Below are 18,286 nucleotides of genomic sequence, written 5' to 3'. Positions count from 1 at the left end.
GCAGGAACGGGCTACTTCTTCAGCTCGGCGAGCCTGGCCTTGAACGCCGCGACGTTCTCCTTGTCGATCACGTCGACGCCCGTATCGACCATCTTGCTCGGGGGGATGGCGGCCATGGCTGCGTCCCCCTTGGTCGCGAGGTCGTGCATCCACTTGCTCGCCAGGTAGCCGAACTGAAACGGCTTCTGGACGACGGTGCAGGCCACGGTGCCGTTCTCGATGCCGCTGAGCGTCGCGTCCTCTTCATCGAACACGGCGGGGACGACCTTGCCCTTCTTCCCGAGCGCCTCGACGGCGGAGATGATGGCCGGCCCGTTGTACGACCAGAGGCCGGTGGCGACGTCGAGGTCCGGGTGGGCGTTGATGATGTCCTCCACGTTGGCGCGCGCCTTGGCGCGATCGGCGTTGTCCTCGCGCTTGTCGACGATCTGGATGTTGTGGGCGGTGACCACGTCCTGGATGCCCTTGAGGCGCTGGGTCGCGTTGTCGACCGCGAACATCCCGACGAAGACCGCCATCTTCCCGCCGTTCGGCAGCAGCTTCACGATCTCGTTGCCGAGCACCTTGCCGGCCTCGTAGTTGTTGGTCCCGATGTAGAGCAGGCGGTTCGACTTCGGAGCGTCGGAGTCGAACGTGATGAGCTTGACCTTCTCGGCGACCTTGTTGAGCACGGTCACCTGGTCGTTCGGGGCGAGGACGGTCACGGCGACGGCGTCGTAGCCCTGGCTGGCGAGGCTCTCGAGGATCTGGTTCTGCTCCTCTGGCGTGCCGTTCGGCGGCGCCTTGATGTCAACTTGAATCTTGGCCTCTTGCTCGTACTTGTGGACGCCGGCCCCCGCGATCTTCCAGAATTCGCTGGTGCCGCTCGTCACGAAGGCGAGCTTGGCGACCTTGGCCGTGGCGTCGTTGCTCTTGCCTTCACCTTTGCTGCCGACCTCGCCCCCGCCCCCTTGATCGCAGCCTGCGATGAGCGCCATCGACAGCATGGCGAACGCCGCACACGCGAGCTTCCAGAGACCCTTCTGTTGATTCATGGCAGTCCTCCCCGCTTCGTCCGAGCCAGGCGTGCGTCGAGACGATGCCCCCAGACCGCGACACCGCCATGCCCCGAGGCGATGCTAGCGACTCACCCCGACGATGTCGCGCCTCGTCTGAGCGCCTCAGGCGCAATTCCAACCTGGACCGGCAGACGCGCGCCTGGATGTCAGGAGAGCCGGGCGTGGGCGCGTCACGTACACCGGGACGTGGGTCGTTCATGGGCCCACCTGCTCCGGCGAGCGCATCGAGAGACCTTCATGGCCGGGCGACGGCCCTGATCATGGGCGGGGGGCGCCCTGCTCAGCGAACTGGCGACGTCGCCAGGGGGCGCGCGCTGGATCGCGCTCGAGGCAGCGCACGATGGCCCGCGCGACGTCGAGGAGGACCTCCTCCTGCTCGTTGTACCCCATCGCGCTCAGCTCCGCGCTGATGAGCAATATGATAATGTCGATCTCTTCGTGGTTGCTCGAGATGCGGAACGGCCGTAGCTCACCGGACCGCAGCTCACCGGTGGACCAGGCGGCGGGCTGAGCGCTCCGGGCGGGCGGCGGTGGTGAGCCGCCCGCCCGGAGGCTCCGATTGCTGCAGATCCATCGTGGCTGAGCAGCCGCGCCGCAGCGCTCACGCTCCCTCTGGGAGGGGCGGGGCTCCGCGCGATGAGCCCTTCTCGCGCCGCCGCGGCGGTCACCGACGCGCTAGCAAGGATTCACGAAGCAGGTCACCGGGCGGGAATACGCCCGGTAGATCAGGTTCCATTGCGTGGTGAAGCCGACGCTGGGGTGCAGCGTGTAGGTCAGCCGAGGGATCGCCGTCCAGGAGACGTACGGCGTGTACGAGGGGACGAGCTCGGGCCGATAACACGTGCTGAAGGCCATGCCGCAGGCATGAAGTGCCTGCGAGCTCTCCGCCACCGCCTCTCCGTCGGCCGGCGCGGCGTCTTGCGTCGCCTCGACCGCGTCGCTCGTCGTATCCGCTTGCTCTGTTTGCGCGGATCCTTCGTCCAGGGTCTCGTCATCGCCCGCCATGCATCCAGTCACGAGCGCGGAAGACGCCGAGAGGAGAAGAATCGATGCAAGGTTTGTCAGACGGTCCATGGTCGTTCCTCCTGATGTCACACATCCATGCGCTGAAGCCCAGAAGCGGACTTCCGTCTGGCCGGCCTCGATATCGAGCACCGCCACGCTCTATCTGTGCAGGACGCAGCCCCGTGTCGATGCCCTTCACAGAAGAATGCCTGCGTGCTCTGCGCAACAGCGCAGGACGGCCCACAGGCTGGCTCGAACGGAAAAAACGCCGAGACGGCGGCACGACTGGAGCGGCGACATTTCACCGGTTGTCGAGCATCTCCTTCTCCCCCGCGGTGCGGTGTGACGAGCGTGGCTGGCGGTCTGAGCGCGCTCGCGCTGGGCGCGGCGCACGGTCGTTCCTCCGCGCCGCGGCAGCGGGTGACATCCGGAGCGCCCTGCGTTAGCATCGCCTCACCGGCGAGCAGCCCCCACGCCTCGCCTCGCACACCGCCGCGAGGTGGCGCGCGCGACGGAGCCTACATCAAGGAGAACCAGGTGCGACACGGTGCGATCTTGGGCGCGGCGTGGAAGCTGATCTGCATCGCGGTCGCGGGCGCTGCTTGCGATCCCGTGGTCAGGTCGTTCGACGGCGAGGGCGCCTCCACGGGCGGTCCTGCCGAGCCCGAAGGCGAGTGCGGTGACGGCCGGGTCGATCCGGGTGAGGTCTGCGAGGACGGCAACACCAGAGACGGCGACGGCTGCGACAGCAACTGCACGCCGACGGGCTGCGGTAACGGCGTGGTCAGCGAGGCCGAGGCGTGCGACGACGGCAACACCAGAGACGGCGACGGCTGCGACAGCAACTGCACGCCCACCGGGTGCGGCAACGGCGTCGTCACGCGCGGTGAGACCTGCGACGACGGCGACCCGACCGACGGCGACGGCTGCGACAGCAACTGCACGCCGACGGGGTGCGGCAACGGCGTCATCACCAAGGCCGAGGCGTGCGACGACGACAACCGCGAGGACGACGACGGCTGCGACAGCAACTGCACGCCGACGGGCTGCGGTAACGGCATCGTCACGACCGGCGAGCTGTGCGACGGTGAGGAGCGCTGTCGCGAGGACTGCAAGGCGCTCATCTACCTCCCGACCGACGTCCGCGGCATTCGCAAGTTCGCCGGCGGTGAGCCGTTCCTCCTCGGCTTCCTGGCGATCAAATCGGGCACGGAAGACCGCACCGTGGCGGAGTTCAGCCTTCACGATCTCCCGCCGACGAGCACCTCCGTGCAGCTCTCGATCGATCTGCAGAACATCGATGCGGGGGGGACCGAGGGGTCGATCGACGTCTATTGGTACTCCGCAGACGGCGTCGTCAACCCGGACGATTTCGATGCGGGCGAGCACTACAGCAGGCTGCCGGCCAGCGCGTCTTTCCAGACGGTCTCCGTGGACGTGAGCTCCCTGGTGGCGACCCTGCGCATGGGGTTCTCGTCCCTCGGCGTCCGTCTCTCGACGGCGACGGCCGACCGTTACAACCTCGATCAGCAAGGCGCGCAGCCGCCGCGCCTCGAGGTGCTCTCGAGATAGAGCAGGCGTCAGCTGCTCGCGGCGGCGGACAGGCCGCTCCGGGATCTCGCGCGCTACCGCCCTGACAGAGCCGCTTTTTGTCATCGACCGCCGTCGTGCCGGCTCGCGCCCTCTGGTAGACTGGAGCCGAGATCGATCCTTTGCCCATCTCCTTGGCTTCGGAGGTTCCATGTCCTCTCGTTCACGCGCGCTCCCGCCCGCGCTCGCTGCCCTCGGCGTCGCCGCCCTCGTCTCGCTCCCCGGGCAGGCGCGCGCCGACGAGCCCTACGCCATCTCCGGCGGGGTCTTCATGTCGCTCTCGTTCGGCCAGCAGCTCGCGTTCGGCCTGGGCGCGGATCTCCGCGCGACGGCCCTCCTGAACACCGGCAGACCGTACGGCGCCGGGAACATGGGACTCGGTCCGTTCGCGCAGGCGACATGGCTCAACTTCTCTGCCGGCCGCTTCGCGGCCGGCATCCACGGCGGGAGCGATCTCTCCGACGACTTCGTCGATGTCGACCACAGCATCGACGGCGAGCTCGGATGGACGTACCGCACCCGCATCAGCGACGAGCTCCCGGGGCAGCACGGCTTCCACCTCGGTGTCGTGAACACCCTGTTCAACCCGGTGTGCCTCGATATCTCGGCGCGCGCGGTGATCCCGCTCTCGGGTGAGCCGTTCGCCCCCGAAGGGACGTTTGGCGTGGGTCTCCGCTTCTTTTCGCCCTTCGGGTTCCAGTCCAGGCCCATCGACGGCCGGCCGCTGCGCACGGCGGAGGGGGTCGTGCTCCCGCCGGCGCTCGCGCTGGGCCCCGCGGCCATGCGCCCGGCGCGCCTCGATCGAGCGACCCGGGCCGCGCTCGCGGGCGCGTGGCTGGACAGCGCGCGGGCCGAGTGCGGCTCGATCCCGGCGTTCCTCGCGCTGGCGCGGGATCTCGCGGCCGTCGGCGCGCCCGCGTCGCTCGTGGCGCGGGCGCTCGCCGCGCTCGGCGATGAGGTCCGCCACGCGGCGCGGTGCAGCGAGATCGCGAGCTCGCTCGCGGGGTGGCGCCTCAGGCCGGCGCTGCTCCCGCCCCCGCCCGCGCGCGACGCGGACCGGCGCGCGGCGCTCGTGCGGATGGCGCTCGAGGCGTGGCACGACGGCTGTCTCGGCGAGGGCGCGGCGGCGGCCCGGGCGCGGCGGTCGCTCGCGGGGGCGTCCGACGCGGGCGTGCGGGCGGCGCTCGGCGAGGTCGCGCGCGACGAGGCGCAGCACGCCGAGCTCGGATGGCGCGTGCTCGCCTACTGCCTGGCCGAGGGCGGGCGCGAGGTGCGGGAGGCGGTCGGCGACGCGATGGCCGGGCCGGCCCCCGCGCCGCCCGGGGATCACGTGGAGGTCGAGGGCGAGCGGAAGGAGACGCAGGCCTTCGGCCAGCTCCGGCGCGCGCAGGCCGACGCCGCCTGGGACGAGACCTGGGCGGCGGCGCGGCGCGACGGGGAGCGGATGCTCGTCGCGGCGTGAGCCGGGGCGGCGCGCGCGAGAGAGGACCCGTCCCGTGATGGCGAGCTCAGGGCGAGAACCCCCAGGGCACCACCGCCCGGCGAACCGTCCTCGTCGTCTCGGCGCCGGAATAAACATGCGTGTGGACATGGCTCTGGTGCCGCTCGCACCAGAGGGTCGCCCCGCCGCTCTGGTTGCGCGCTGCGAGGCAATCCGGGCAGGGCGGCTCGATCTCGGGCACACGCCAGGACTCGTCGTGGTGCTTGTCCCGCACGACGCAGACGGGACACCCCGCGGTCCGCACGACGTGCTCGGCCACCGAGCCGAGCACGAGCCGCTGTACGCCCGTGCGCCCGCGCGTGCCCATCACGATCAGATCCGCGTCGATGTGCGCCGCGAGCCAGACGATCTCGCGCGCCGGATCGCCCGTGAGGTGGTGCGTGACCACGCGCTGGACGTGCGCGGGCCGCGACGGCACGGCGAACTCCTTGACGGCGCTGGTCGCGAGCTCCTGGAGCCGCGCCGCGGCGTCCCTGTCCCCCACCGTCACCACATGAACCTCGCCGCCCGTCTCCTCCGCGTTCGCCAGCCACAGCGCGCGGAGGAGCACGCCGCGGCTCGTCGGCGAGAGATCGATCGCCGCCAGGACGTTGAACGGTCGCGCATCGCTCGAAGATCTCGACTCCATCGGTTCCTCCCTTGGAATGTCCTCGTCTCGAATCCGCGAGCACGCAACGTCCATGCCCCGCGCGGCCGCCCCTGCGCTCAGCCCGCCGCCGGACCGGCCTTCCGCTGCGCGCTGTCGCAGACCCAGCGGACCACGCCCGGGAGCACGCCCTGCGCGATCGCGCTCACGCGCGAGCCGACGTCGGGGTAGATCTCGAATCGACCGCGGGCCATGCCGTCGGCCATGCTGCGCGCCACCGCGTCCGGCTCCAGCGTCTTCACGTTGCCCGCGATCGCCTTCGTCTCCGCGGGCTTGTACTGGTTCTCGAACGCGAGCTGCGGCGTGTCGGTGTCGGGCGGCATGCACACGCTCACCCGGACGCCGTGCGGCCACATCTCCGCGCGCAGCGCCTGCGAGAAGCCGATCAGGGCGAACTTGCTCGCCGCGTAGGGCGTGTAGCCGTAGATGCCGATCACCCCCGCCAGCGAGGAGACGTTGAGCACGTGGCCGCTGCCGCGCGCCACCATCGCCGGCAACACCGCCTTGCAGAGGTGGACGGCGCCGAAGAAATTCACGTCCATCATGCTCCGGAACTCGTCGATCGGCAGCTCGAGGAAGCGCCCCGGCATCACGGCCCCCGCGTTGTTCACGAGGTGATCGATCGGCCGCTCGGCGAGCCGCGACTCCATCGCCCGCGCGACGTCCTCCGCCCGGCTGATGTCGAGCTCGAGGACGTCGACCCGCGCCGACGGGTGCTCGCGCCGGATGCCCACGGCCGCCTCCTCGAGGAGGGCGCGGCGGCGCGCGACCAGCGTCACCGCGGCGCCGTAACCCGCGACGAGCCGCGCGAACGACAGGCCGATGCCGCTCGAACCGCCGGTGACGAGAACGCTCTTGCCCTGGAAGTAAGTTCGGGTGTCCATGCGGGGCGGAACCTACTCCAGGACAGCGCCCGACGCGAGGCGCTCGAGCGGCGCGCGGAAGCACGTCGATGCCTAGGGCAGCTCAGCGCTCGCGCCGCCGCTTCTTCAGCGCGTCCTTCAGCAGCCTGCCGGCCGCGGCGCCGATCGTGTCGACCGCGATCATCGCGGCCGCCGTCGACACCGCCTTGACCGCCCTTCGAAGGGCACGACGGGTCTTCTTCTTCATGACGACTGGACGAGCTCGACCTCCGGGTGAGCTCTCCCCGAGACGCCATTGGCCAGCTTCGACACGCCCAGCGAGCTCGCCCAGCCCTTCACCTTGCTGGCCACGGTCGTGCCAGCGCTGGACAGATAGCCTCTCGCCTTGCCGCTGTACAATCCGGCCGCGAACACCGCAGCGAGGCTCGTCACCGAGGCCACGGGCTTGAGGACCTTCCGACCGAGCTTGCTGAGCTTCCTCTTTTGCTTCTTGGACAGCTTCGTCTTCATGCTCATCAGTCCAGCACGCCACATGCCATTGCATTGGAACTCGAAATGCTGTGACAGCGCGACGAGCTATCGTGACGACCGCCCATGACCAGGGCGTTATGCCTCACTGTGGTGAAAATGCGCTGCCTCCGGATCGCGCCCTCATCGAGGGGCCCGCCCGCCGGGACGCGCGGCGCCTGCCACCCGCGCCCACCCGGGCGGCCGGGCGAGCCGGGCGAGCGTCGACCACGCGCTCCGCTCCACCTGGGCCCACGCCACCGCAGCGCGCGCCCGCTCCGCGCCGCCGCGCGCGGGCGTCGTGTTGTGCAGCTCACATCATCTGGCCGTGCTCCGGTCCCGGCCGCGCCGCCGCGTCGCTCACGCGCTGCCGCTCCGGGCGGAGCCGCTGGCGATCGGCGGCGAGTTCGTTTACTCACCGTTGTAAGCAGGCTCATGCGAGGTCTCAGGTAAGACGGGGCGCGGAGATGCGCGTGGGAGATGTCATCGACCGTCGCTTCCAGATCGAGCGCCTCGCCAGCTCGGGGGGGATGGGCGACGTCTACCGCGCCGTCGATCTGACCACGAACGAGACGGTGGCGCTCAAGCTCCTGCAGCGCCGGGGGCTCCAGGAGGCGGTCCGGTTCGCGCGCGAGGCCGAGGCGCTCGAGGCGCTCACCGCGCTGCGGCACCCGGGCATCGTGCGCTACATCGCGCACGGCGCGACCGACGCGGGGCAGCCGTTCCTCGCGATGCAGTGGCTCGCGGGCGAGACGCTGACCGAGCGCCTCGCGCGCAAGCCGCTCACGATGAGCGAGAGCGTCGCGCTCGCCTCGACGGTCGCCTCCACGCTCGGCGTCATCCACCGCGCGGGCCTCGTCCACCGCGACCTCAAGCCGAGCAACCTGCTGCTCGTCGGCGGCGCGGTCGAGGCGGTCACCCTCATCGACTTCGGCGTGGTGCGCCTCGGCGCCATCGACCGGCACCTCACCATGCCCGGCACGATGCTCGGCACCCCGGGCTACATGGCGCCGGAGCAGGCCCGCAGCGAGCCGGTCATCGACGCCCGCGCCGACGTCTTCTCGCTCGGCTGCGTGCTCTTCAAGTGCCTCACCGGGCGCTCGGCGTTCCAGGGCGCCGACGGGCTCTCGGTGCTCATCAAGGTCATCCTCGAGGACCCGCCGCGCCTCCGGGAGCTGCGCGGCGACATCCCCGAGGCGCTCGACGACCTCGTCGCGCGCATGCTCGCGAAGGCGCCCCAGGCGCGGCCTCGCGACGGCGACGCGGTGGCGGCGGAGCTCCTCGCGCTCGACGAGCTCGGCGCGGGCGCCGTGAGCAGCCGCCCCATGAACACGGTGCGCGGCAGCGAGATCACGACGAACGAGCGCAAGATGATGTGCATCGTGCTCGCGCGCGACGTGACCGGCGACGCCGAGGCGACGCGCTCCCAGGAGGAGGACCTGGAGCGCAGCAAGGCGCTCATCGCCGTCGCCGAGCGGTACCAGGGCGAGCTCGAGATCCTGGAGTCCCGCTCGCCGCTCATCGTGCTCACCGCGGGCGGCGCGCCGACCGACCTCGCGGCGCAGGCCGCGCGCTGCGCCCTCGCGCTGAACGCGCTGCTCGGCTGCGTGCCGGTCGCGCTCGTCACGGGCCGCGCGGAGATCTCGTCGCGGCTGCCGGTCGGCGAGCTCATCGACCGCGCGGTCCACCTGCTCCCGCCCGCGCACGCGCCCGCGGGCGCGGACGCGGTCCGCATGGACGAGGTGACCGCGGGGCTGCTCGGCTCGCGGTTCGACGTCACGCGCGACAAGGGCGGCCTCCGCCTCCACGGTGAGCGCGAGGCGCTCGCGACCACGCCGCCCCTGCTCGGCAGGCCGACGCCGTGCGTCGGGCGCGACCGCGAGCTCGCGCTCCTCGAGGCCGCGTTCTCGCACTGCGTCGAGGAGGCGACGCCGAGCGCCGTGCTCGTCACCGCGCCCGCGGGCGCCGGCAAGTCGCGCCTGCGCACCGAGCTCCTGCGGCGGCTGCGCGACCGCGGCGAGGAGATCGAGGTGTGGTTCGGGCGCGGCGATCCGATCAGCGCCGGCTCGGCGTTCGCGCTGCTCGCCCCGGCGCTCCGGCGCGCGATCGGCCTGTTCGACGGCGAGCCGCTCGAGGCGCGGCAGCACAAGATCCGCGCGCGCGTCGAGCGGTACGGCCGCGGCGACTCCGCGCGCACCGCGGCGTTCCTCGGCGAGCTCATCGGCGTGCCGTTCCCTGACGGCGACAGCGTGCAGCTCATGGCGGCGCGGCGCAGCCCGGTGCTGATGAGCGACCAGATCCGCCTCGCCTGGGAGGAGCTGGTGCGGGCGGAGTGCTCGGCGAGGCCGGTGCTGCTCGTGCTCGAGGACCTGCACTGGGGCGATCTGCCGAGCGTGATGCTGGTCGACTCGGCGCTGCGCAACCTCGGCGACCAGCGGCTCATGGTGCTCGCGCTCGGCCGGCCCGAGGTGCACGAGCTGTTCCCGAAGCTCTGGGCGGGGCGCGGGGTGCACGAGGTGCAGCTCTCGGGGCTGCCGCGCCGCGCGAGCGAGCGGCTCGTGCGGCAGGTGCTCGGCGAGGACGTGGCGCCGGAGCTGCTCGCGATGATCGTCGACCGCGCCGACGGCAACGCGTTCTACCTGGAAGAGCAGCTCCGCGCGGTCGCCGACGGCAAGGGCGCCGACCTGCCCGAGACGGTGCTGGCGATGGTGCAGGCGCGCATCGAGGCGCTCGACATCGAGGCGCGGCGCGCGCTGCGCGCGGCGAGCATCTTCGGCCAGACGTTCTGGCAGGGCGGCGTCTCGGCGCTCGTGGGCGGGGCGCAGGTGGCGTCGAAGCTGGTCGAGCTCGAGCAGCGCGAGGTGATCGCCCGGCGCGGCGAGGGGAGCCTGCCCGGCGAGGTCGAGTACAGCTTCCAGCACGCGATCGTCCGGGAGGCGGCCTACGGGATGCTGACCGAGGGCGACAGGCGGCTCGGGCACCGCCTCGCCGGCGACTGGCTCTCGCGCGCGGGGGCGGCGGACGCGATGGCGCTGGCGGAGCACTTCGAGCGCGGCGGCGAGCTGTCGCGGGCGGCGTCCGCGTACTGCCGCGCGGCCGAGCAGGCGCTCCGCGCGCAGGACCTGGCGGCGGCGATCGAGCGGGCCGAGCGCGGGATCGCGTGCGGCCCCACGCCGCACACGCTGGGCGCGCTGCGCCTCGTCGAGGCCGAGGCGCACGTGTGGCGCGGGGAGCTCGCGCTCGCGGAGCAGCGCGGGATCGAGGCGGTGGATCGGCTCCAGGCCGGGTCGGCGGCGTGGTTCTCGGCGATCAAGCAGGTGGCGGTCGCCGCGGGCAAGCTGGGCGGCTTCGAGCGGGTGGAGCGCTGGATGGGCGTGGCGCAGGCCGCCGAGGCGGCGGCGGAGGGCGCGCTCGTGGCGAAGCACATGTGCCTCGGCGAGGGCGCGCTGCTGCTCGTGTTCGGCGGGCGCTACGGGTTCGCGGACGCGCTGATCGAGGCGGTCGAGGGTGACGGGACCGACCTCGCGGAGCGGGAGGTCGAGGTGGCGGCGCGGCTGCACGAGGCGCGGTCGGTGCGGGCCCTGGTGAACGGCGATCCGGGCGCGTGCCTGGCGGGGCTCCGGGCGGCGCTCGCGGCGTTCGAGCGCGCCGGCGACCGCGGCAACGCCTGCGCGGTCCGCATGAACGTGGGCTACATGCACGCGGAGCTCGGCGATTTCACGGGCGCGGAGGAGGTGCTGCGCAGCGCGCTGGCGAGCGCCGAGGGGATGGGGCTGCACGAGCTCGTGGCGGCGACGCTGAGCAACCTGGGGCACGTCCTCGGCTACCAGGGTCGGATCGACGAGGCGCAGCGGACCGAGCGGGAGGCGATCGCGCTGTCGCAGCGGCTCGGGGATCCGCGCCAGGAGGGGAGCGCGCGCACGTACCTCGCGCGGATCGCGCTGATCGCGCGCGATTACGAGGGGGCGGAGCGGGAGGCCCGGACGGCGGCGGAGGTGCTGCAGAGCGCGCCGCCGCTGCGCGCGGCGGCGGTGGCGGAGCGCGCGCGGGCGCTGCTCGGGATGGGGCGGTTCGACGAGGGGCTATCGGCGGCGGGGGAGGCGTTCTCGATGCTGACGGCGATCGGGGCGATCGAGGAGGGGGAGTCGTCGGTGCGGCTCGTGTACGCGGAGGCGCTGGCGGCGAACGGGATGGAGGCGGACTGCGCGGCGGCGATCGCGGCGGCGAGGGAGCGGCTGCTGGAGAGGGCGGGGAAGATCAGCGATCCGGTGTGGAGGGAGCGGTTTTTGACGCTCCCGGACAACCGGAAGACGCTCGCGATGGCGGAGCGGTGGCTGGAGCACCGGCCGGCGTGAGGGGCCGGGGAAGAGAGAGAGATTTGAACCACAGAGGCACAGAGGGCACACAGGACAGAGGGGCGAGAGAGGAGAATTTTTTTCTCTCCTCTCCCCTCTGTGCCCTCTGTGCCTCTGTGGTTCGTCTCTCTGCCGTTGATCAGTCGTCGCCCGGCTCGGCGGGGAGGCCGGCGTTCTTGCGGAGGGTGGCGCGGAGGGCGTTGAACGCGTCGCGGTAGGTCTTCTGGGCGGCGGCGATGCGCTCGTCCATCGTCTCGTCGATCTGCTTCGCCTGGGTCGCGGAGGAGTCGAGCATCGCCTTGCTGCGGCCGAGCTCCGCGATGCGCGCGTCCGAGGCCTTCTTCTCCTCGTCGGTGCGCTTGCCGGACGACTGGAACGCGCGCTCCGCCGCGACGGCCTCGTCGATCGACGCCTTGATCGACTCGATCTCCTCGAGCATCCGGCGGAGCCGCAGCTTGTGCTCGACCATGTCGATGTGCACGAGGTAGCTCGTGAAGCTCACGGCGTCGGCCTGCTTCTCGAGCGCCGCGGCGTTCTCCTTGCCGAGCGAGGCGCGGTGGCGATCGATGCGGCGGTGCGCCTCGTTGCGGTCACGGACGTACTTCTCGAGCTGGCGCTCGACGCCCTCCGCGAGCGCATGGGAGGTGGCGCCGGTGACGTCGACGTCGCAGCCCTTCTGCTTGACGACATACTGCGCGGCGCCGCTCACCTTGCGGGTGAGGTCCTCCTTGTTGTCGTTGAAGAACGCCACGGCGCCGTCCACGGCGCGCACGCGCTCCACGTAGTCGTAGCTCCGGCCAGCAGCGTCCGCCTGCTCGATGACGTCGACCGCCACCTTCCAGTCCGGCTCCTTGAGCTGGTCCGGGTAGCCCTGGAACTGGTCGGCGGTGCGCTTCGCGATGTCCTCGCGATCGCTGAACGACGTGGCCGTGGCCTGCAGCTCGGCCGGATAGCGCTCCGCGTAGCCGCTCTGCGAGGCCGAGGAGGCGATCTCGGGCTCCGGCCTGGGAGCGCTGCAACCGAGCGCAAAGAGGTGGCCGGCCAGGAAGAGCGCGCCGGCGACGAGGCGGGGTCGGGTCATAAGCGCACGCCTATACTCCAACTCCACCCGGCCGGTCGAGCGCGCGCGCCGACCCCGGAGCGCCGTCGAGGAGACCTTGTATCCGGAGGGACCGATCGGGAGATCGCGCTCGCCCCGGGAGCGGCGGACAGCGCACGTGGGGCGCGCGCCGCGAAAGGCGGCGATCACGCCTCGGATCGGTCGTGGACCAGCAGGCCTTCGGCGAGATAGTTCCGCTCGGGGCCGTCTATCGTCAGGTTGAAAATATCCACCCTGCCTGCGGAAGGCGCGGGGCGATGCGCCGTGACGGAGAGCTCGCGGACATCGGCGGAGCCGAGCCACGCCAGGAGCCGACTCCCCTCGCGGAGCGCGCTCGCAGCGACCCACGCGCCGCGCTCGGCGTCATGGAAGGGATGCTCGGCCGTCACGCCGGCGACGATCAGCTCCCCCGCGGCGACGTGGAGGACATCGGTCGCCCGCGCGCGGAGCACCCGCGCCACCCTGCGCACGACCGGCGCGCGCCGCGCGAGATCCAGGCTGAAGACCTCATCGCCCGCGTCGAGATCCTCGATGCGCCGGAAGCCCCGCGGCGTCACGACCCGCGTGCCGCGCACGAAGCAGCTCGCCGAGCCGCCCTTCGCCCCCACCCCGCCCAGCTCGACTGCGCCGGTACGCTGCCACGTCGCTCTCATCCGCGTCCCTCCTTGAACAGGACGGCGCGAACATACCCGCCGTCCACCGGGGAGACGAGACCCAAAGCAGAGGTCATGTGACTCACACCAGCGCAGCGCCACGAACGCAAATTGCCATGAATCGACACGGACGCGGGGCGGCGCGCGCTGACGACGCGGAGAGCACCGGAATCGCTTCCCTTTTCGTCGCGCCCTTGGCATCGTCACGGCCCTGTCCGGCGCGGCAGGTCGCCGCTCGAGACGCGGGAGGACGGTTGTTCGATCTCGGCATCTCGGGCGCCGGAGCCGGTCACGGCGGCGTTGAATCCCTTCGCGAGAGGATGTGCGGCATGGGAGCTTTGAAAGACAAGGTCGTCATCGTCACCGGCGCGAGCTCGGGCATCGGCAGGGAGACGGCCGTCGCGCTCGCCGCCGAGGGCGCCAGGGTCGTCGCGACCGCGCGGCGCGAGGCGCAGGGGCGCGCGCTCGTCGCCGAGGTCAAGGACCGCGGCGGAGAGATCACCTGGGTCACCGCCGACATGCGGGTCGAGCGCGATGTCCAGGCGCTCGTGGACGCCGCGCTCTCCACCTATGGCCGCCTCGACGGCAGCTTCAACAACGCGGGCTGCGGCAGCTTTGCGCTGCTCACCGAGACGACCAACGACGACTACGACCTCGTGATGGACACCAACCTTCGCGGCACCTTCTGGTGCATGAAGCACCAGCTCAAGGCCATGCTCGCGGGCGGCGGGGGCTCCATCGTCAACTGCGCCTCGGTGGCCGTGTCGCGCTTCTACCCCGGGCTCTCCGCCTACAGCGCCGCCAAGGCGGGTATCGTCGCGATGACGCGCACCGCCGCGGTCGAGTACGCGCAGAAGGGCATCCGCGTGAACGTGGTGAGCCCCGGCGTCATCGAGTCGGAGCTATCCATCGCGAACTTCCACCTCGACCAGCCCGCGGGCCGCGCCTTCGCCTCGTCGCTCCACGCGATGAACCGCGTCGGCAAGGTCGAGGAGGTGGCCGCGACCGTCGCGTTCCTCCTCAGCGACAAGGCGTCGTTCATCACCGGCCAGGACCTCGCCATCGACGGCGGCAGCCTCTCGGCGGCGTGGCCCGTGAACTACGCGGGCGCCGGCTGAGCCGCGCGCCACCGCAGAGCCCGGCCCCACCGCGGCCCGAGGCTCGGGGCATAGCGACGCGCGCCGGGCGCACCATACTGCGGCCATGCGTCAGCCTGAACCTGAACCGGCGCCGCTCCCCGCGGCCGCCGATCGCGGGCGGCCGGCGGCCTCCCGCCCGGCGCTGCTGCGCGCGCTCCGCCACCGGAACTACCAGCTCTTCTTCTCCGGGCAGCTCGTCTCGCTGGTCGGCACCTGGATGCAGTCGGTGGCGCAGTCGTGGCTCGTCTACCGCCTCACGGGCTCGTCGCTGCTGCTCGGCACCGTCGGGTTCGCCTCGCAGATCCCGGTGTTCGTGCTCGCCCCGATCGGGGGCGCGGTGGCCGACCGGCGGAGCCGCCACCGCATCCTCGTCGCGACGCAGTCGGCCGCGATGGTGCTCGCGCTCGGGCTCGCCGCGCTCACGATGAGCGGGCGCGTCGAGGTCGCGCACATCCTCGGGTTCAGCGTGCTCCTCGGCGTGGTGAACGCCTTCGACATCCCGACGCGGCAGGCGTTCGTGGTCGAGATGGTGGGCCGGGAGGACCTCGCGAACGCGATCGCGCTGAACTCGTCGATGTTCAACGGCGCGCGGATCCTCGGGCCGGCGGTGGCGGGCATCCTGGTCGGCGCGATCGGCGAGGCGTGGTGCTTCCTCGCGAACGGGCTGAGCTTCCTCGCGGTCATCGGGAGCCTGCTGGCGATGCGCGTCCCGCCCCGGCCGCCCGTCGCGGCGCGCGCCTCGGCGCTCGCGGGGACGGCGGAGGGCTTCCGGTTCGTGGCGCGCACGCGGGCGGTCCGCGCGCTCCTGCTGCTGCTCGGCGTCGTGAGCGTCACCGCGATGCCGTACGCGGTGCTGATGCCGATCTTCGCCGACCGGATCCTCCGCGGCGGGGCGCAGGGGCTCGGCATCCTGATGGGCGCGTCGGGCGTGGGCGCGCTGCTCGGCGCGCTGGCCCTCGCGAGCCGCAGGCGGCTGCGGGGCCTGGGCCACTGGGTCGCCGGGGCGTGCGCGGGGTTCGGGGTGGCGCTCGGGCTGTTCGCGCTGTCGCGCTCGTTCTGGCTGTCGGCGGCGCTGCTCGTGCCCGTGGGCTTCTCGATGATGGTGCAGATGGCGGGGTCGAACACGCTCGTGCAGGCGATGGTGCCAGACGCGCTGCGCGGCCGCGTCATGGCGGTCTACGCGATGATGTTCATGGGGATGGCCCCGCTCGGCGCGCTGCTCGCGGGCTGGCTCGCGGACCGGATCGGCGCGCCCGCGACGGTCGCCTCCGGCGGCGCCTGCTGCGTGGTCGCGGCGGCGGTGTTCGCGACGAGGCTCCCCGGGCTGCGGCAGGAGGCGCGGGAGCTCATCATCGCGCAGCAGATGGCCGCCGGGACGCCGTCGGAGCAGCTCACGCAGGCGGTCGCGGTGCAGGCCCCGACGGGCGGGCCGGACGCGGCGCGGCCGGCGTGAGCGCGGGCGGCGGACGGGGGCGGCGCGCGCCGGCACCTCGCGTGCACGCAGCGAACCGCAGCGCGCGTGTGCGGGAGATGCACGGCGCGCGTCGGCCGAGGGAGGGAAACCATGGGGCGCGATGACAAGGCGCGGTCCGAACCGCAGGCGCAGGGCAAGGGGCGAGTCGACGAGGTCGATCAGTCGAAGGGGATCTTCCGGCTCGACGGGCCGCATCCGAAGGACGCCGAGCTGCGCGCGCCGGGCACGCTCGGCGGCGGTCCCTACGAGGAGTCGGGGCGCGGAGGCCCTGCCGGCTCGCTCGAGCCGCGCGACCCCAGCGTCACGACCGCGGGCGCGGCGGCTCCGCAGGAGGAGCCGCCGGAGCCGGAGGGCGGCGCGGCTGAAGCGGAAGAGGCGCAGCCGGTGGGGGCGCTGCCGCAGCACGTGGAGCGGAGCCCGGAGGAGCGCAGGCCCGCGGGGCAGGGGTAGAGAGGGGGCGCGGAGCTGCCTCCTGGCCTCCTGGGGGTCGCCCGGGGCGGGGGGCGTGGTAGCATGCACCCATGAGCGTGCTGGACCCTTCGGAGCTGGAGACGATCCTCGCCGCAGCGCGACGTCTGCCCCGGAAGGCGCAGGCCGAGCTCGCCGAGACGCTCCTGCGCGAGGCCGGGGCGCCCGCCGTCGAGCCGTCCGGCCAGCCGGGGCTCGAGGCGTTGCGAGGGATGAGCGAGACGGAGCTCGGCGCGCTGTCCAGCTCCGTTGTCGCTCCCGGGCGCCAGCGACGGATGAAGGCGCTCCTGCGAAGAAATTCTCGGGGTGAGCTCGACGAGGGCGAGCGGCAGGAGCTCGACGCGCTGCTGGACGAGGCCGACCGCATCGCCCTGTTGAAGGCCAGGGCGGCGTTCACGCTCGCCCAGGTCGGACGCCGCCGCACGGCCGCGGCGTGACCGCGGGCCGGATCGCCCTCCGGCTACGCAAGCTGATCCTCGCCCGCGATGCTGGCCGGTGCGCGTTCTGCCGCTGCGCCGAGAGCCTGATGGGCGTCACGTTCGAGATCGATCATGTCGTGCCCCGATCCGCGGGCGGCACGACGTCGCTCGACAACCTCTGCCTTTGTTGCCCGACGTGCAGCCGCCACAAGGCAGCGCGCACGCACGCCGTCGACCCGACCACCGGAGAGAGCGCTCCGCTGTTTCATCCCATCCACGACACATGGCAGGAGCACTTCCGGTGGCGGGAGGGGGCGACGCTCCTCGCCGGATGCACGGCGGCCGGACGCACGACGGTGGCGGCTCTCCACATGAATCGACCCGTGATGGTCGAGCTTCGTCGTTACTGGGCAGCGACCGGTCTCCATCCACCGCCGGAACGCGCCGTGTAGAGTTCCCAGGCTCTCCGGCACCCCGGGTCCGGCAGTATCGCGCCGGCGCCTCGCGCGCTCACCGCCGCGGGGCTGCGGCGCTGGCGACGCCGAGGGCGACGTACTTGCTGAAGGTGCCGAGCACGCCCATCTTGTGATGGAAGTTCCTCATGAGCCGGTCGGGCAAGACCAGCTCGTCGAGCAGGAAGCCGCTGAACGCGGACAGCGCGCCCGTGAGCGCGTCGCTGCGTCTGCCCGCCGCGTCGAGCGCCTTCTCGTAGCCGATGCCCCACGCGAGCAGACCCCCGGCGAGCGCCGCGATGCCGACAGGGGTGACCACCGGATCGAACCGGTCGCTCACGCGGCGCCCCCCGACCCCGACCGCCGTCGCCATCGCGTTCATGGACGCCCACGGCGAGCCGCGCTTGAGGGTGGACGCTGCCATCATCGTGCACATCGTCGCCGCCGTCATCACGGCGCCGGTCCGCAGCCCGCGCGTGACGATCTCGCGCATCGGGGTCCCCTGCCGAGGGCGCTGCTCCGGTGCGGGAGCCGTCGGCCGCGGCGCCCGGGGCATCGCCTCGGGCGGCAGGGCGGTCGCCTCGGGCGGCAGGGCGGTCGCCTCGGGCGGCAGGGCGGTCGCTTCCGGCGGCATGGCCGCCGTCTGGACACGCGACGACGTCCCCTGGGAGGGAGGGATCAGCGCCTCCGGCTGGTCCGTTTCCGTGCCTCCCTGGCGGCCGACATGGAGGTAGTCCTCGCGGCCATCGTGGTACGTGTAGGGGACCGGCCTGGGACCCTGGTGCTCCGGCTCCGACGTGCCTGCAGCGTGTTCCGGGTTCATTCGATTATCCATCTGACACCTTTCAGCATTTCTTCGAAACGGTTGAGCCGGGGCATGTGCCAACGCCGTGCCAGTCCCGATCTGGCCAGTCGAGAGGGGCGCGATCGCGCTGAAACGACCGTCGGCAGCACCACCGCAAGGCCATCGGCTGGAAGCTGGAAGGCCGGCGTTCGGCCGGCCAGATCATCCGTCCGCACCGGCCAGGTGCCGTGGTTTGGCGCTCGCATGACGGCG

At 72.2% G+C, this 18,286-nt stretch carries 17 protein-coding genes; 8 read left to right on the top strand and 9 right to left on the bottom strand.

Translation table 11 applies throughout. From position 1 onward, the window contains the following. Window positions 1–11 precede the first annotated feature (11 nt). Window positions 12–1,034 (bottom strand): sugar-binding protein, encoded by a 1,023-nt coding sequence (locus WME96_RS24135; protein WP_437283939.1) that lies wholly within the window; start codon window positions 1,032–1,034, stop codon window positions 12–14. Window positions 1,035–1,733: 699 nt separating this feature from the next. Continuing rightward, window positions 1,734–2,219, bottom strand: coding sequence for a hypothetical protein (locus tag WME96_RS24130; RefSeq protein WP_437283938.1), 486 nt, complete (start codon window positions 2,217–2,219; stop codon window positions 1,734–1,736). A 381-nt stretch (window positions 2,220–2,600) separates the two neighbouring features. Here WME96_RS24130 and WME96_RS24125 point away from each other — a divergent pair, with 381 nt between their 5' ends. Both WME96_RS24125 and WME96_RS24120 read left to right on the top strand, forming a co-directional pair. Beyond that, complete coding sequence (locus WME96_RS24125; protein WP_437283937.1) at window positions 2,601–3,635, top strand: hypothetical protein; 1,035 nt, start codon at window positions 2,601–2,603, stop codon at window positions 3,633–3,635. 169 nt (window positions 3,636–3,804) lie between these two features. Beyond that, entirely contained in the window at window positions 3,805–5,115 is a 1,311-nt protein-coding gene (locus WME96_RS24120; protein WP_437283936.1) for a hypothetical protein, read from the top strand. Window positions 5,116–5,161: 46 nt separating this feature from the next. Here the strand turns inward: WME96_RS24120 and WME96_RS24115 are convergent, their stop codons facing one another. The 4 genes from WME96_RS24115 to WME96_RS24100 form a co-directional block, all read right to left on the bottom strand. Further along, window positions 5,162–5,782, bottom strand: a complete 621-nt coding sequence (locus WME96_RS24115; protein WP_437283935.1) for a universal stress protein — start codon at window positions 5,780–5,782, stop codon at window positions 5,162–5,164. A 77-nt stretch (window positions 5,783–5,859) separates the two neighbouring features. Next, window positions 5,860–6,684, bottom strand: coding sequence for an SDR family oxidoreductase (locus tag WME96_RS24110; RefSeq protein WP_437283934.1), 825 nt, complete (start codon window positions 6,682–6,684; stop codon window positions 5,860–5,862). Window positions 6,685–6,766: 82 nt separating this feature from the next. Then, the gene (locus WME96_RS24105) at window positions 6,767–6,910 is read right to left on the bottom strand and encodes a hypothetical protein (RefSeq protein WP_433926183.1); all 144 of its coding nucleotides are present in this window, start codon (window positions 6,908–6,910) and stop codon (window positions 6,767–6,769) included. Then, window positions 6,907–7,173, bottom strand: a complete 267-nt coding sequence (locus WME96_RS24100) for a hypothetical protein (protein WP_437283933.1) — start codon at window positions 7,171–7,173, stop codon at window positions 6,907–6,909. Before WME96_RS24100 ends, WME96_RS24105 begins: the two co-directional genes overlap by 4 nt. A 464-nt stretch (window positions 7,174–7,637) precedes the next feature. On the opposite strand from WME96_RS24100, the gene WME96_RS24095 reads away from it, so the two are divergent. Then, window positions 7,638–11,525 (top strand): serine/threonine-protein kinase, encoded by a 3,888-nt coding sequence (locus tag WME96_RS24095; RefSeq protein ID WP_437283932.1) that lies wholly within the window; start codon window positions 7,638–7,640, stop codon window positions 11,523–11,525. 139 nt (window positions 11,526–11,664) lie between these two features. Here WME96_RS24095 and WME96_RS24090 read toward each other — a convergent pair whose 3' ends face one another. Together WME96_RS24090 and WME96_RS24085 are read right to left on the bottom strand one after the other, a co-directional pair. Then, window positions 11,665–12,606, bottom strand: coding sequence for a hypothetical protein (locus tag WME96_RS24090; protein ID WP_437283931.1), 942 nt, complete (start codon window positions 12,604–12,606; stop codon window positions 11,665–11,667). A gap of 164 nt (window positions 12,607–12,770) precedes the next feature. After that, a complete protein-coding gene (locus WME96_RS24085) occupies window positions 12,771–13,277 on the bottom strand; it encodes a Hint domain-containing protein (RefSeq protein WP_437283930.1) in 507 nt (168 codons plus the stop codon). 329 nt (window positions 13,278–13,606) lie between these two features. Between WME96_RS24085 and WME96_RS24080 the strand changes: the two genes are divergently transcribed. The 5 genes from WME96_RS24080 (at window position 13,607) to WME96_RS24060 (ending at window position 17,229) form a co-directional block, all read left to right on the top strand. Next, entirely contained in the window at window positions 13,607–14,395 is a 789-nt protein-coding gene (locus WME96_RS24080) for an SDR family NAD(P)-dependent oxidoreductase (RefSeq protein ID WP_437283929.1), read from the top strand. A gap of 85 nt (window positions 14,396–14,480) precedes the next feature. Beyond that, the gene (locus WME96_RS24075) at window positions 14,481–15,869 is read left to right on the top strand and encodes an MFS transporter (protein WP_437283928.1); all 1,389 of its coding nucleotides are present in this window, start codon (window positions 14,481–14,483) and stop codon (window positions 15,867–15,869) included. Window positions 15,870–15,980: 111 nt separating this feature from the next. Next, window positions 15,981–16,340: a hypothetical protein gene (locus WME96_RS24070; protein ID WP_437283927.1), complete on the top strand. Its 360-nt coding sequence runs from the start codon at window positions 15,981–15,983 to the stop codon at window positions 16,338–16,340. Between the two features lie 71 nt (window positions 16,341–16,411). Next, entirely contained in the window at window positions 16,412–16,795 is a 384-nt protein-coding gene (locus WME96_RS24065; protein WP_437283926.1) for a hypothetical protein, read from the top strand. Beyond that, entirely contained in the window at window positions 16,792–17,229 is a 438-nt protein-coding gene (locus WME96_RS24060) for an HNH endonuclease (RefSeq protein WP_437283925.1), read from the top strand. Before WME96_RS24065 ends, WME96_RS24060 begins: the two co-directional genes overlap by 4 nt. 58 nt (window positions 17,230–17,287) lie before the next feature. Here WME96_RS24060 and WME96_RS24055 read toward each other — a convergent pair whose 3' ends face one another. Continuing rightward, on the bottom strand, window positions 17,288–18,052 hold the full coding sequence (locus WME96_RS24055; RefSeq protein WP_437283924.1) for a hypothetical protein: 765 nt from the start codon (window positions 18,050–18,052) through the stop codon (window positions 17,288–17,290). Between the last annotated feature and the right edge of the window lie 234 nt (window positions 18,053–18,286).

It is taken from the genome of Sorangium sp. So ce406, from assembly GCF_051474675.1.
GTDB lineage: Bacteria > Myxococcota_A > Polyangia > Polyangiales > Polyangiaceae > Sorangium > Sorangium cellulosum_G.
This window is presented reverse-complemented; position numbering and strand designations above follow the sequence as displayed.

Bases quoted from the DNA above. Each gene is read 5' to 3' on its own strand.
- WME96_RS24055 (WP_437283924.1), bottom strand. From the start codon at position 18,052: ATGAACCCGGAACACGCTGCAGGCACGTCGGAGCCGGAGCACCAGGGT.
- WME96_RS24095 (WP_437283932.1), top strand. From the start codon at position 7,638: ATGCGCGTGGGAGATGTCATCGACCGTCGCTTCCAGATCGAGCGCCTC.
- WME96_RS24085 (WP_437283930.1), bottom strand. From the start codon at position 13,277: ATGAGAGCGACGTGGCAGCGTACCGGCGCAGTCGAGCTGGGCGGGGTG.
- WME96_RS24090 (WP_437283931.1), bottom strand. From the start codon at position 12,606: ATGACCCGACCCCGCCTCGTCGCCGGCGCGCTCTTCCTGGCCGGCCAC.
- WME96_RS24065 (WP_437283926.1), top strand. From the start codon at position 16,412: ATGAGCGTGCTGGACCCTTCGGAGCTGGAGACGATCCTCGCCGCAGCG.
- WME96_RS24080 (WP_437283929.1), top strand. From the start codon at position 13,607: ATGGGAGCTTTGAAAGACAAGGTCGTCATCGTCACCGGCGCGAGCTCG.
- WME96_RS24105 (WP_433926183.1), bottom strand. From the start codon at position 6,910: ATGAAGAAGAAGACCCGTCGTGCCCTTCGAAGGGCGGTCAAGGCGGTG.
- WME96_RS24115 (WP_437283935.1), bottom strand. From the start codon at position 5,782: ATGGAGTCGAGATCTTCGAGCGATGCGCGACCGTTCAACGTCCTGGCG.
- WME96_RS24070 (WP_437283927.1), top strand. From the start codon at position 15,981: ATGGGGCGCGATGACAAGGCGCGGTCCGAACCGCAGGCGCAGGGCAAG.
- WME96_RS24110 (WP_437283934.1), bottom strand. From the start codon at position 6,684: ATGGACACCCGAACTTACTTCCAGGGCAAGAGCGTTCTCGTCACCGGC.
- WME96_RS24135 (WP_437283939.1), bottom strand. From the start codon at position 1,034: ATGAATCAACAGAAGGGTCTCTGGAAGCTCGCGTGTGCGGCGTTCGCC.
- WME96_RS24120 (WP_437283936.1), top strand. From the start codon at position 3,805: ATGTCCTCTCGTTCACGCGCGCTCCCGCCCGCGCTCGCTGCCCTCGGC.
- WME96_RS24100 (WP_437283933.1), bottom strand. From the start codon at position 7,173: ATGAAGACGAAGCTGTCCAAGAAGCAAAAGAGGAAGCTCAGCAAGCTC.
- WME96_RS24075 (WP_437283928.1), top strand. From the start codon at position 14,481: ATGCGTCAGCCTGAACCTGAACCGGCGCCGCTCCCCGCGGCCGCCGAT.